We start from the raw sequence: 13,077 nt of genomic DNA, 5'->3' as shown, positions 1-13,077 counted from the left end.
AAAATATCCTCAAAAGAGGGTAGCGTCAGACCCGCCGGATAAAAATTAAGAGGTCATGATGAGTACTGAAATCAAAACTCAGGTCGTGGTACTTGGGGCAGGCCCGGCAGGCTACTCTGCGGCCTTCCGTTGCGCTGATTTGGGTCTGGAAACCGTAATCGTTGAACGTTACAACACCCTCGGTGGTGTTTGCCTTAACGTCGGCTGTATCCCATCAAAAGCGCTGCTGCACGTAGCGAAAGTTATCGAAGAAGCCAAAGCGCTGGCGACTCACGGTATTGTTTTCGGCGAGCCGAAGACCGATATCGACAAGATTCGTACCTGGAAAGAAAAAGTTATCACTCAGCTGACCGGCGGTCTCGCTGGCATGGCCAAAGGCCGTAAAGTGAAAGTGGTAAACGGTCTGGGTAAATTCACCGGGGCTAACACCCTGGAAGTGGAAGGCGAGAACGGCAAAACCGTGATCAACTTCGACAACGCTATTATCGCAGCGGGCTCCCGCCCGATCGAACTGCCGTTCATTCCGCATGAAGATCCGCGCGTGTGGGACTCCACCGATGCGCTGGAGCTGAAATCCGTACCGAAGCGTATGCTGGTTATGGGTGGCGGTATCATCGGCCTCGAAATGGGTACCGTATACCATGCGCTGGGTTCAGACATTGACGTGGTTGAGATGTTCGACCAGGTTATCCCGGCTGCTGACAAAGACGTCGTTAAAGTCTTCACCAAGCGTATCAGCAACAAGTTCAACCTGATGCTGGAAACCAAAGTGACCGCGGTTGAAGCGAAAGAAGACGGTATCTACGTCACCATGGAAGGCAAAAAAGCCCCTGCGGAACCGCAGCGCTATGATGCCGTACTGGTTGCCATCGGTCGCGTGCCGAACGGTAAAAACCTCGACGCCGGTAAAGCGGGCGTGGAAGTGGATGACCGTGGCTTTATCCGCGTTGACAAACAGCTGCGCACCAACGTGCCGCACATCTACGCTATCGGCGATATCGTCGGTCAGCCGATGCTGGCGCACAAAGGCGTGCACGAAGGTCACGTTGCTGCGGAAGTTATCGCCGGCATGAAGCACTACTTCGACCCGAAAGTGATCCCGTCAATCGCTTACACCGAGCCAGAAGTGGCATGGGTAGGTGTGACCGAGAAAGAAGCGAAAGAGAAAGGCATCAGCTACGAAACTGCCACCTTCCCGTGGGCAGCGTCTGGCCGTGCTATCGCTTCTGACTGTGCAGACGGCATGACCAAACTGATCTTCGACAAAGAAACCCACCGTGTTATCGGCGGCGCGATTGTCGGCACCAACGGCGGCGAGCTGCTGGGTGAGATCGGTCTGGCAATCGAGATGGGCTGTGACGCTGAAGACATCGCGCTCACCATCCACGCGCACCCGACGCTGCATGAGTCCGTGGGCCTCGCAGCCGAAGTGTTCGAAGGTAGCATCACAGACCTGCCGAACCCGAAAGCGAAGAAAAAATAATCTCTGCTTTTGCAAAAAACGCCTCTCCGGAGGCGTTTTTTTATGCCTGCCTACCATTTTTAGTAGGTATCTGATTGATTTATCGATTAAATATCCCTCCATCTCTGCCGATACTCTCTTTATAATGTTGCAACTTTCATCAGGAACGCACGGTTCGCTTTCCCTGTGATGAGGGTGTTATGGATAGATGGTATTTGCCGGACAGGGAGTGTTTTCATTGTTCTGCCTGCTGTGACCTTTTTCCTCGTTGCCTTCATCCTTCAGCCTCTGCGGCTTTCCTGGCTTATTCCCTTCGTTACTCTGGGATTTTTGTACGTTAAAAAGGAAGAAACATGTCTTTGAAAAAACTGGCAGTTGTAGGCCTGGTCATGGCGACCGTGGCGCTTTCAGGCTGTGGCGCGATGAGCACGGCAATCAAGAAACGTAATCTGGAAGTGAAAACCCAGATGAGCCAGACCATCTGGCTGGAGCCTTCCAGCGAAAAAACGGTCTACATCCAGGTTAAAAACACGTCTGACAAAGACATGAGCAACCTGCAGACGCTGATTGCCAACGATCTGATTGCCAAGGGCTACAAGGTTTCCAGCTCTCCGGATACTGCGTACTACTGGGTGCAGGCTAACGTGCTGAAAGCCGATAAAATGGATCTGCGTGATGCGCAGGGCTTCCTGAGCAGCGGTTATGAAGGCGCTGTTGCCGGCGCGGCGCTGGGTGCAGGCATCACTGCCTACAACAGCAACTCCGGCGGTGCAGCTCTGGGCGTTGGCCTGGCAGCGGGCCTGATCGGTATGGCGGCAGATGCAATGGTGGAAGATGTGAACTTCACCATGATCACCGATCTGCAGATTTCCGAGCGCAGCAAAGCGAAAGTCACCACCGATAACATCGCTGCACTGCGTCAGGGTACGTCCGGTATCAAACTGCAGACCAGCACGTCTGAAGGCGATCGCGCTAAATACCAGACTCGCGTAGTATCCAACGCCAACAAAGTTAACCTGAAGTTCGAAGAGGCGAAGCCGGTTCTGGAAGCACAGCTGGCCAAGTCTGTTGCTAACATCCTGTAATCACCGCTGAAGATGTAAAAGGCCGCCCCGAGGGGCGGCCAGTAGATCAATGCTCACCTTTTCGCCGATCCCACCGTTTTTACGCGTTGCCAGCAATCCCGATGTAAATTCTGAAAGCGGTACGCAAAATAGCCAGGCATGCTTGCGCGTGCTGAAAAGCGGTGGCAATATCAGCGGCGTATCTTACTTGCCACAATACCTGTCTGACGGTGCCTGCTACCACCCAGGACAACAACGAAACCGCCGCTGGCGGTTTTTTTGTGCCCAAAAATGACCTTATGAACTGTGTTATTCGCTGCTTAACGATTCAGCAAGTATTTAATGTTGCTTTTTTGTAAACAGATTAACACTCCCACAAAATCCTGCTATGCTGCCCGTCGCGGTACCGGGCATATACCCTACAAACTGCTGTCTCACAGGAGCGTGAAGAGAACGCCTGCCGCACTATGACAATGAGAGCGAGGAGAACCGTCGTGCTAGTAGAATACCGTAAGCACGTAGCTGAGCGTGCCGCCGAGGGGATTGTGCCAAAACCCTTAGATGCAACCCAAATGGCCGCACTCGTCGAGCTGCTAAAAAGCCCGCCCGCTGGCGAAGAAGAATTTCTGATAGATCTGCTTACCAACCGTGTACCCCCAGGCGTAGATGAAGCCGCGTATGTTAAAGCCGGTTTCCTGGCCGCCATCGCCAAAGGCGAAGCGACATCCCCGCTGGTTACCCCTGAAAAAGCGATTGAACTGCTCGGCACCATGCAGGGTGGCTACAATATCCATCCGCTGATCGAGGCGCTGGATAACGACGCGCTGGCACCGATTGCCGCGAAAGCGCTGTCCCATACGCTGCTGATGTTCGATAACTTCTACGACGTCGAAGAGAAAGCAAAAGCCGGCAATACCTGGGCGCAAAAGGTAATGCAGTCCTGGGCTGACGCTGAGTGGTTCCTGAGCCGCCCGTCGCTGCCTGAAAAAATCACCGTTACCGTTTTCAAAGTCACCGGCGAAACCAACACCGATGACCTCTCTCCGGCTCCGGACGCCTGGTCGCGCCCGGATATCCCGCTGCACGCTCTGGCGATGCTGAAAAATGCCCGTGAAGGCATCGAGCCGGATCAGCCAGGTGTGGTTGGCCCGATCAAACAGATCGAAGCGCTGAATCAGAAAGGGTTCCCGCTGGCTTACGTCGGCGACGTGGTGGGCACCGGTTCTTCCCGTAAATCCGCAACCAACTCGGTGCTGTGGTTTATGGGCGATGACATTCCGTACGTACCGAACAAGCGCGGCGGCGGTCTGGTGCTGGGCGGCAAAATTGCGCCAATCTTCTTTAACACCATGGAAGATGCTGGCGCGCTGCCGATCGAAGTTGACGTGAATAACCTGAACATGGGCGACGTGATTGACGTTTACCCGTTCAAAGGCGAAGTGCGCAACCACGAAACCGGCGAGCTGCTGGCCAGCTTCGAGCTGAAAACCGATGTGTTGATCGACGAAGTGCGTGCTGGTGGTCGTATCCCGCTGATCATCGGTCGTGGCCTGACTACCCGTGCGCGTGATGCACTGGGTCTGCCGCACAGCGATATTTTCCGTCACGCGAAAGATGTGGCGGAGAGCAGCCGCGGCTTCTCGCTGGCGCAGAAAATGGTGGGCCGCGCCTGTGGCGTCACCGGCGTTCGTCCAGGAGCGTACTGCGAGCCGAAGATGACCTCCGTGGGTTCGCAGGACACCACCGGGCCGATGACCCGTGACGAGCTGAAAGACCTGGCGTGCCTGGGCTTCTCGTCTGACCTGGTGATGCAGTCCTTCTGCCACACCGCCGCCTATCCGAAGCCGGTGGACGTCACCACGCACCACACGCTGCCGGACTTCATCATGAACCGCGGCGGCGTGTCGCTGCGTCCGGGCGACGGCGTTATTCACTCCTGGCTGAACCGCATGCTGCTGCCGGACACCGTCGGCACCGGCGGTGACTCCCACACCCGTTTCCCGATCGGTATCTCCTTCCCAGCGGGCTCTGGTCTGGTAGCCTTTGCTGCTGCCACCGGCGTAATGCCGCTGGATATGCCGGAATCCGTGCTGGTGCGCTTCAAAGGCAAAATGCAGCCGGGCATTACCCTGCGCGATCTGGTTCACGCCATTCCGCTGTATGCCATCAAGCAGGGCTTGCTGACCGTTGAGAAGAAAGGGAAGAAAAATATCTTCTCTGGCCGCATCCTGGAAATCGAAGGTCTGCCGGATCTGAAAGTTGAGCAGGCGTTTGAGCTGACCGATGCTTCCGCCGAGCGTTCAGCGGCCGGTTGCACCATCAAACTCAATCAGGAACCGATTATCGAGTACCTGACCTCCAACATCGTGCTGCTGAAGTGGATGATTGCGGAAGGCTACGGCGATCGCCGCACGCTGGAGCGCCGTATTCAGGGCATGGAGAAATGGCTGGCGGAACCGCAGCTGCTGGAAGCCGATGCTGACGCCGAGTACGCGGCGGTGATCGACATCGATCTGGCCGATATCAAAGAGCCAATCCTGTGTGCACCGAACGATCCGGACGATGCGCGCCTGCTCTCTGATGTGCAGGGCGACACCATTGATGAAGTGTTTATCGGTTCGTGCATGACCAACATCGGTCACTTCCGCGCGGCGGGTAAACTGCTGGATACCCATAAGGGCCAGCTGCCGACCCGCTTGTGGGTCGCGCCGCCAACCCGTATGGACGCCGCGCAGCTGACCGAAGAGGGCTACTACAGCGTCTTCGGTAAGAGCGGGGCGCGTATCGAGATCCCTGGCTGCTCGCTGTGCATGGGTAACCAGGCGCGCGTGGCGGACGGTGCGACGGTGGTGTCCACCTCAACCCGTAACTTCCCGAACCGTCTCGGTACCGGAGCGAACGTCTACCTGGCCTCTGCGGAACTGGCTGCGGTTGCGGCGCTGATCGGCAAACTGCCGACGCCGGAGGAGTACCAGACCTTCGTGGCGCAGGTCGATAAGACGGCGGTGGATACCTATCGCTATCTGAACTTCGACCAGCTCTCTCAGTACACCGAGAAAGCGGACGGCGTCATCTTCCAGACCGCCGTGTAATAACCGCTACAGGGGCTGCGTGCCCAACAAAAACCCACTGCTCCTGCGGTGGGTTTTTTTATTTTCACTCCTTTCACCGCTCATGCTTTTTTTCTTCCTTCCTGCTGCGATAATTAGCGTAATGGCTTTGCAGAGGAAACCACGATGGATTACGAATTTTTACGCGACATCACCGGCGTGGTGAAGGTACGCATGTCAATGGGCCACGAAGCAGTCGGCCACTGGCTTAATGAGGAAGTGAAGGGCGATATGGCACTGCTGGATGAGGTTGAGCAGGCGGCCAGTGAAACCAAAGGCAGCGAGCGTCAGTGGCAGCGCGCCGGGCATGAATATACCCTGTGGCTGGACGGCGAAGAGGTGATTATCCGCGCCAATCAGCTGGAATTTGCCGGCGACGAGATGGAAGAGGGCATGAGCTACTACGATGAAGAGAGCCTGTGCTTCTGCGGCGTTGAGGATTTCCTGCAGGTCATCCATGCCTATCGCGAATTTATGAATCAGCGTTAACGAAGCGTCCCTGCCTCGTGTGCGGCTTATACGGCGGGGATATTGCGGCCGTAGTAAATTTCGCGCATCTCTTTCCAGAGCAGATCGGTAATGGTTTTGCGTTCCTGCTCTGTCAGATCTTCAGGTCTGGTGTGGAACATGTAGTGCTTAAGATCGAACTCCTTAAGCAGCATTTTGGTGTGGAAAATATTTTCCTGATACACGTTCACATCCACCATGTCGTACAGCGCTTTCATGTCATCGGACATGAAATTCTGAATCGAATTGATTTCATGGTCGATAAAGTGCTTCATGCCGTTCACGTCGCGGGTAAAACCGCGCACGCGGTAATCGACGGTCACGATATCCGATTCCAGCTGGTGGATTAAGTAATTCAGCGCCTTAAGAGGCGAGATCACGCCGCAGGTTGAGACTTCGATATCGGCGCGGAAGGTGCACAGTCCGCCTTCCGGGTGGCTCTCCGGATAGGTATGCACGCAGATGTGGCTCTTATCAAGGTGCGCGACCACCGCTTCAGGCAGCGGACCAGGATGCTCGGTTTTATCGATCAGCTGCGGATCGACCGGCTCTTCGCTCACCAGAATGGTGACGCTGGCGCCCTGGGGTTCATAGTCCTGACGCGCAATGTTCAGGATATTCGCACCGATGATGGAACAGGTTTCTGACAGGATCTCGGTCAGACGGTTGGCGTTGTATAGTTCGTCGATATAAGCGATGTATCCATCGCGCTCTTCCGCCGTCTTGGCGTAGCAAATATCGTAAATACAAAAACTCAGGCTTTTGGTCAGGTTGTTGAAGCCATGCAGTTTGAGTTTTTTCAATTTCGTTCACCCCCTTAGGATGGCTGACGGTCCAGCGCATCGTGTAAATATTGCGGCAGAGCAAATGCTGCCGTATGAATGGCCGGATTGTAGTATCGGCACTGGATACCGCTGGCGGCAAAGCGCGCCTGGATAATTTCGCTGGAGTGATGGCGCAGAATGTCGTTATCCGTCGCCCAGGCGAAGGTCATGATGCCGCCGTAGTAGGTCGGGATCGCCGCCTGATAGAAGTTCACATCGGCAAAGTAGTGGCTCAGCTTGCGGTGGCTGTCGAGGGCTTCATCCTGTTGCAGGAAGCAGACGCCGTTCTGCGCCACGAAAATGCCACCCGGGTTCAGGCAGCGTTTGCAGCCTTCGTAAAATGCGGAGGTGAACAGGCTCTCGCCCGGCCCGATCGGGTCGGTGCAATCGGAGATGATCACGTCAAACGTTTGCGTCGTCTGGTTAACAAAATTGACGCCGTCGTCAATTACCAGCGTGAAGCGCGGATCGTCGTAGCTGCCAGCGTTATGGTTCGGCAGATACTGACGGCAGAAGGAGACGACGCCCGCGTCGATCTCAACCATGGTAATGGTTTCGACGTTTTTATGGCGGCACACTTCGCGCAGCATCGCCCCGTCACCACCGCCGATGATCAGCACATGCTTCGCGTGGCCGTGCGCCAGCAGCGGAACGTGGGTCATCATCTCGTGATAGATAAACTCATCGCGTTCGGTGGTCTGCACCACGCCATCCAGCGCCATCACCCGGCCAAAGGCCGCGTTTTCGAAAATGATCAGATCCTGATGATCGGTCTTTTCGTGATAGAGCACGTTGTCGACGGCAAAGTACTGACCAAACTGATCGTGCAGCGTTTCGTGCCACATTTTTTTATCGGTCACTGGTAGATACCTCTTATTAACACCCGTAAAAAGGGCGCAACATCATAGCTAACAATGACCGTGGATGCACGGTCATGGCTTTGGGGACTGGCGGGATTGACGTTACTTTACTTACTTCACGTAAGCGAGAAGACTCAGCGAGTCGCGGGCAAGGGCTTTGCATTTTTTCGCGGTAGGAATAGCGATGCCGCTGAGATCGCGGTAGCTGTCTTCCCCAAGCGCCTTCATATTGAAGCTGTCGTAATTACTCAGATCCCACTGATTCTGCTGGGCGAAAAACACCAGCGCGCGACGTATCTGGCCATTGGGCAAATTCTGGTAGCCGCAGTCATTTTTTAAAAACACAAACACCGCAGTGAGATCGGCCATGTCTTCGGCTTCCGATTCACTCAGCGCGAAGCTGCTGGCAGAAAAGCTCAGTAAACAGCCCAGCAATGTACCCCTGACCCACTTATTCATTACGTCTACCATTCGTAAAAAGATACCAAACGATAGCATAATTCATTTCACCACGAGGCGGTTATTTCCTTACGCGTTTCCCTGCTGGCGCAGCTCGCGCGGCCTGGTTGCCGCTTCTGAGAAATCACCAAAATGAAAGCTTTTTACCACGAGGGCGGTAAGAGAAACCGAAGTATAAAAAATCATGTTCTGGCCGATGGCCGGATGAAATTGCCGCTGTTTCGCGTTCGATTTTTTTATTGCACTCCGGCGAGGCGATAGACCCTTTTTCTAACCCTTCCTGTAACCCATTGATATTTCGTAACCCGAACACCATTCTGAAAAAAAGGGTATTAACGAGAATCTTTTGCTTAATCGCAACAGAAACAATAACCTGAGCGAGATCCGCTTCAGTTCACTGCCGTACAGGCAGCTTAGAAATAGTGAACCTGTTTCGCGTGCTACGCGATCCGGTTCACTGCCGCACAGGCAGCTCTTACTCCTTCTTGACCCCACCGCATCGCGCTATAAATCCGTTCTGGTCACGTTTACCCGCTCAGCCCGCTTGACCTTCCCGCAGGGGGAGGGTTTATGCTCGGGGCATGCTTGCTGAGAATAAGGAAATGAACATGCATCGCCGCGACTTTCTGAAATATTCTGCTGCGCTGAGTGCGCTTGGCGCATTGCCGCTCTGGAGCCGCAGTGCGTTTGCCGCTGAGCGCCCCTCATTGCCGATCCCGCCGCTGCTGGAGCCGGACGCGCGCAGCCACATCATGCTGACGCTGACCCAGGGCCAGAGCACCTTTGCCGGGAAAACGGCGACTACCTGGGGCTATAACGGCAATCTGCTTGGCCCGGCGCTGCGTTTACGGCAGGGGAAAGCGGTGAACGTAACGCTGCGCAACCAGCTGCCGCAGGAGAGCACGGTTCACTGGCACGGGCTGGAGGTGCCGGGTAGCGTGGACGGCGGGCCGCAGGGCGTTATCGCGCCGGGCGCGTCGCGCAGCGTCACCTTCACGCCGGAACAGCGGGCGGCGACCTGCTGGTTCCATCCTCATCAGCACGGGAAAACCGGGCATCAGGTGGCTATGGGGCTGGCGGGGCTGGTGTTGATTGAAGATAACGATCTGCTCAGGCTGCGCCTGCCGCAGCAGTGGGGTATCGATGACGTGCCGGTGGTGATGCAGGATAAAAAGTTCAGCGCTGACGGTGCCATTGATTATCAGCTCGACGTGATGACCGCGGCGGTAGGCTGGTTTGGCGATACGCTGCTGACCAACGGGGCGATCAACCCGCAGCACGCCCCGCCGCGCGGCTGGCTGCGTCTGCGCCTGCTCAACGGCTGTAACGCCCGTTCGCTGAAAATCGCTGCCAGCGATAACCGCCCGCTGTACGTGATCGCCAGCGACGGCGGCTTGCTGGCTGAGCCGGTACGCGTCACCGAGCTGCCCATGCTGATGGGCGAGCGCTTCGAAGTGCTGGTGGATACCCGGGACGGTAAGGCCTTCGACATCGTGACCCTGCCGGTAAAACAGATGGGAATGACCCTCGCCCCGTTCGATAAGCCGCATCCGGTACTGCACATCCAGCCGCTGCGTATTCCGGCGTCCGGCGCGCTGCCGGATGCGCTGGTTGACGTTCCACCCCTCCCGTCGCTGGAGGGGCTGAATCAGCGCACGCTCCAGCTCTCGATGGACCCGATGCTCGACATGATGGGGATGCAGGCGCTGGAGCAGCGCTACGGCAAGCAGGCGCTGGCGGGCATGTCGCATCATGGCATGGGTCACGGCGGGATGAACCACGGCGACATGAACCACGGCAGCCACGGCTTCAATTTCCATCATGCCAACCGGATCAACGGCAACGCGTTTGATATGACGAAACCGGCATTCAACGTGGCGAAGGGGCAGTACGAGCGCTGGGTGATTTCCGGCGAAGGCGACATGATGCTGCACCCGTTCCATATTCACGGCACCCAGTTCCGCATTCTGTCGGAAAACGGCAAGCCGCCAGCGGCGCATCGCGCCGGCTGGAAGGACACGGTCTGGGTGGAAAACGCCCGCAGCGAAGTGCTGCTGCGTTTCGATCACGCGGCGGCGGCGAGCGAAGCCTATATGGCGCACTGCCACCTGCTGGAGCATGAGGATACCGGCATGATGCTCGGGTTTACCGTGGCGTGATGTCCGTACCCTGGGGCGGGTAACGGGTGCGCATGGCATACCGCCCTGGGGTATCTTCCACATTCTCGCTGGGCGGGTAAGCGCAGCGCACCCGCCGGTTTTCACTCTCCGCTACGCTCCACTATTCCCTTAGCCCGCTAATCAAGCACGAATCGCTAACTTCCCGCATCGATTTCATTTCGTTCTGAGTTGTGACGGACGTATCATAATTTCGTAATTTTTTGTGAACGTTATGTAAACTTATATGGGATGACGATGATTACTAAAATAACCAGCGTAGTGGTTGCCTTGCTCGGCATCGCGCTGCTGCTCATGGGAGGGCAGTTGCTGTTTGCTGGCGGCAGTCCTTTCTATGCGCTAATGGCCATTGGCCTGCTTATTACCGCATTTTTACTGTTCCGCAATAAACGCAGCGCCCTGAGCCTCTACGCCGTACTGATGTGGATTACCCTGGCGTGGATAATCTGGGAAGTCGGCTTCGACAAATGGCAGTGGATCCCGCGCGGCGACCTCTTTGGCGTGATTGGCCTCTGGCTGGCTCTGCCCTGGACCGTGCGCGCCCTGACCCACAACGAGCGTCGCTTCCATCCGTTCCTCGGCACTACCGTCGCGGTGATGATCCTGCTGGTGGCCGGACTGAGCTTCTACGATCCGATTCCTGAGAAAGGCACCATCAGCAATCCGCGTGTCGCCTCTGAGGCTGCGGTCGCCGGTAACGACTGGACTGCCTACGGCGGGACCACCAACGGCCTGCGCTTCTCTTCCCTGAAGCAGATCACCAACCAGAACGTGAAGGACCTGGAAGTTGCCTGGACCTACCACACCGGTGATGTGCGTCAGGACGGCGACGCCAGCGAGTACACCTTTGAAGCCACGCCGCTGAAAGCCAACGGCATGCTCTACTTCTGTACGCCGCATAACGAAGTTCACGCTCTCGACCCGGAAACCGGGGCGGTGAAATGGAAACACGTGCCGGAGAAAGATCGTTCTAACCTGCAGCAGCACCAGACCTGCCGCGGCGTGAGCTACTTCGACAGCGCGGCGGCTGGTGCAGAAAACGCACCTGCGGAGCCTGCCCTGTGCCGCAAACGTATTTTCAACGCCACCACCGATGCGAAACTGGTTGCGCTTGATGCGGATACCGGCAAGTTCTGCGCCGATTTTGGTAACAACGGTGTGGTTGATCTGCATGCCAATATGGGTGAAGTCCGCCCGCATGCGCTGATGCAGACCGCTGCTCCGCTGGTCGCCGGTAATCTGGTGATCGTTGGCGGTTCGGTGATGGATAACGGTTTCAACAGCGGCAACCCGTCAGGCGTTATTCGCGCTTACGACGCGGTAACGGGCCGTCTGGTGTGGAACTTCGATCCGGCTACCCCGGAAAACACCCAGCCGATTGCGGCTGATAAGAACTACCCGTACGACACGCCGGTTGCCTGGGGCACCCTGAGCGCCGATATGAAAAACGGCCTGGTGTATGTGCCGTTTGGCAACGCGTCCCCGGACGAGCTGGGCATCGAGCGTGACGCCAACAGCAACACCGAAAAGTTCCGTGATGCGCTGGTGGCGCTGGATCTGAAAACCGGTGCCTTCAAATGGCGCTATCAGAGTTCAAATCATGACCTCTGGGACCGCGATAACCCGTCTCAGCCGTCACTGCTCGACATCGACTATCAGGGCAACAAACAGCCGGTGGTGGTGCTTCCGACCAAAACCGGTAACCTGTTTGTGCTCAACCGCCTGACGGGCGAACCGGTTTATCCGGTAAACCAGGTGCCGGTCTCCACCGAAGGCGGCGTGCCGGGCGAGAAATTTGCCCCGACGCAGCCGGTGTCCAGCCTGAACTTCATTCCGCAGCCGCTGACCGAGAAGTCAATGTGGGGCATCACGCCGTTCGATCAGATGGCCTGTCGTCTCGACTTCAAAAATCTGCGCTATGACGGCAACCCGTGGACGCCTGCCACTGAAAAAGGCGCGATTGTCTTCCCGGGTAACATTGGCGTGTTTAACTGGGGTTCTGTGGCTATCGATCCGGAGCGTCAGCTGCTGATCGCCTCGCCGGTACGTCTGGCGTATAAATACACGCTGATCAAGCGTACTCCGGAAACCGCCACGGCACGCACCTTCACCAAAGACGGCGACCCGTACTGGAACGAAAACTTCCACGGCGATTACGCGATTCACATCCAGCAGCTGGCCTCCAGCCTGGGCATTCCGTGTATCGCGCCGCCGTGGGGTCGTATGGTGGGTGTTGACCTGAAAACCGGTAAAACCGAGTGGCTGCGCCGCGTCGGGACTACCAAAAACCTCAACACCAGCTTCCTGCCGGGTCGTTTCCCGATTGGCTTCCCGATGGGCATGGTCGCTCACGGTGGACCGCTGGTCACTGCCGGTGATGTTGTCTTCCACGGCGCGACAGCGGATAACTTCTTCCGCGCCTATGACAGCAGCACCGGTGAACTGCTGTGGCAGACCGAGCTGAGCGCGGGCGCGCAGGCCACGCCGTCCTCCTTTATGGGGAAAGACGGTAAGCAGTACGTGGTGATCGCCGCTGGCGGCCACGGCTCGCTGGGGACGAAAGCCGGTGACAGCATGGTTGCGTTCCGCCTGAAATAATCTGTCCGATGCAGCT

The 13,077-nt window shown here is 56.7% G+C and carries 9 protein-coding genes; 6 read left to right on the top strand and 3 right to left on the bottom strand.

What is annotated here, in order from left to right; all coding sequences use genetic code 11:
• The first annotated feature begins 58 nt into the window (after nucleotides 1–58).
• From lpdA to yacL, 4 genes are all read left to right on the top strand, one after another.
• Entirely contained in the window at nucleotides 59–1,483 is a 1,425-nt protein-coding gene (lpdA, locus tag ET34_RS0100395) for a dihydrolipoyl dehydrogenase (RefSeq protein WP_031518524.1), read from the top strand.
• 332 nt (nucleotides 1,484–1,815) lie between these two features.
• Nucleotides 1,816–2,547: a conjugal transfer complement resistance protein TraT gene (gene traT / locus ET34_RS0100385; protein WP_031518523.1), complete on the top strand. Its 732-nt coding sequence runs from the start codon at nucleotides 1,816–1,818 to the stop codon at nucleotides 2,545–2,547.
• Nucleotides 2,548–3,020: 473 nt separating this feature from the next.
• Nucleotides 3,021–5,618, top strand: coding sequence for a bifunctional aconitate hydratase 2/2-methylisocitrate dehydratase (acnB, locus tag ET34_RS0100380; protein ID WP_152548329.1), 2,598 nt, complete (start codon nucleotides 3,021–3,023; stop codon nucleotides 5,616–5,618).
• A gap of 144 nt (nucleotides 5,619–5,762) precedes the next feature.
• On the top strand, nucleotides 5,763–6,125 hold the full coding sequence (gene yacL / locus ET34_RS0100375) for a protein YacL (protein WP_031518519.1): 363 nt from the start codon (nucleotides 5,763–5,765) through the stop codon (nucleotides 6,123–6,125).
• Between the two features lie 26 nt (nucleotides 6,126–6,151).
• Here yacL and speD read toward each other — a convergent pair whose 3' ends face one another.
• From speD to ET34_RS0100360, 3 genes are all read right to left on the bottom strand, one after another.
• On the bottom strand, nucleotides 6,152–6,946 hold the full coding sequence (gene speD / locus ET34_RS0100370) for an adenosylmethionine decarboxylase (RefSeq protein WP_031518517.1): 795 nt from the start codon (nucleotides 6,944–6,946) through the stop codon (nucleotides 6,152–6,154).
• Between the two features lie 14 nt (nucleotides 6,947–6,960).
• Nucleotides 6,961–7,827: a polyamine aminopropyltransferase gene (speE, locus tag ET34_RS0100365; RefSeq protein WP_031518515.1), complete on the bottom strand. Its 867-nt coding sequence runs from the start codon at nucleotides 7,825–7,827 to the stop codon at nucleotides 6,961–6,963.
• A gap of 111 nt (nucleotides 7,828–7,938) precedes the next feature.
• A complete protein-coding gene (locus ET34_RS0100360) occupies nucleotides 7,939–8,286 on the bottom strand; it encodes a YacC family pilotin-like protein (protein ID WP_031518514.1) in 348 nt (115 codons plus the stop codon).
• Between the two features lie 608 nt (nucleotides 8,287–8,894).
• Between ET34_RS0100360 and cueO the strand changes: the two genes are divergently transcribed.
• Both cueO and ET34_RS0100350 read left to right on the top strand, forming a co-directional pair.
• Nucleotides 8,895–10,445, top strand: coding sequence for a multicopper oxidase CueO (cueO, locus tag ET34_RS0100355; protein WP_031518512.1), 1,551 nt, complete (start codon nucleotides 8,895–8,897; stop codon nucleotides 10,443–10,445).
• Nucleotides 10,446–10,700: 255 nt separating this feature from the next.
• Entirely contained in the window at nucleotides 10,701–13,061 is a 2,361-nt protein-coding gene (locus ET34_RS0100350) for a membrane-bound PQQ-dependent dehydrogenase, glucose/quinate/shikimate family (protein WP_031518510.1), read from the top strand.
• Nucleotides 13,062–13,077 lie beyond the last annotated feature (16 nt).

This window comes from Siccibacter colletis (assembly GCF_000696575.1).
GTDB lineage: Bacteria > Pseudomonadota > Gammaproteobacteria > Enterobacterales > Enterobacteriaceae > Siccibacter > Siccibacter colletis.
Note: the sequence above shows the minus strand (reverse complement) of the source record. Positions and strands in the feature narration are given on the sequence as shown.

What these genes read in the sequence shown, in the direction of transcription:
- ET34_RS0100360 (WP_031518514.1), bottom strand. Translation starts at nt 8,286, where the DNA reads ATGAATAAGTGGGTCAGGGGTACATTGCTGGGCTGTTTACTGAGCTTT.
- traT (WP_031518523.1), top strand. Translation starts at nt 1,816, where the DNA reads ATGTCTTTGAAAAAACTGGCAGTTGTAGGCCTGGTCATGGCGACCGTG.
- lpdA (WP_031518524.1), top strand. Translation starts at nt 59, where the DNA reads ATGAGTACTGAAATCAAAACTCAGGTCGTGGTACTTGGGGCAGGCCCG.
- cueO (WP_031518512.1), top strand. Translation starts at nt 8,895, where the DNA reads ATGCATCGCCGCGACTTTCTGAAATATTCTGCTGCGCTGAGTGCGCTT.
- ET34_RS0100350 (WP_031518510.1), top strand. Translation starts at nt 10,701, where the DNA reads ATGATTACTAAAATAACCAGCGTAGTGGTTGCCTTGCTCGGCATCGCG.
- yacL (WP_031518519.1), top strand. Translation starts at nt 5,763, where the DNA reads ATGGATTACGAATTTTTACGCGACATCACCGGCGTGGTGAAGGTACGC.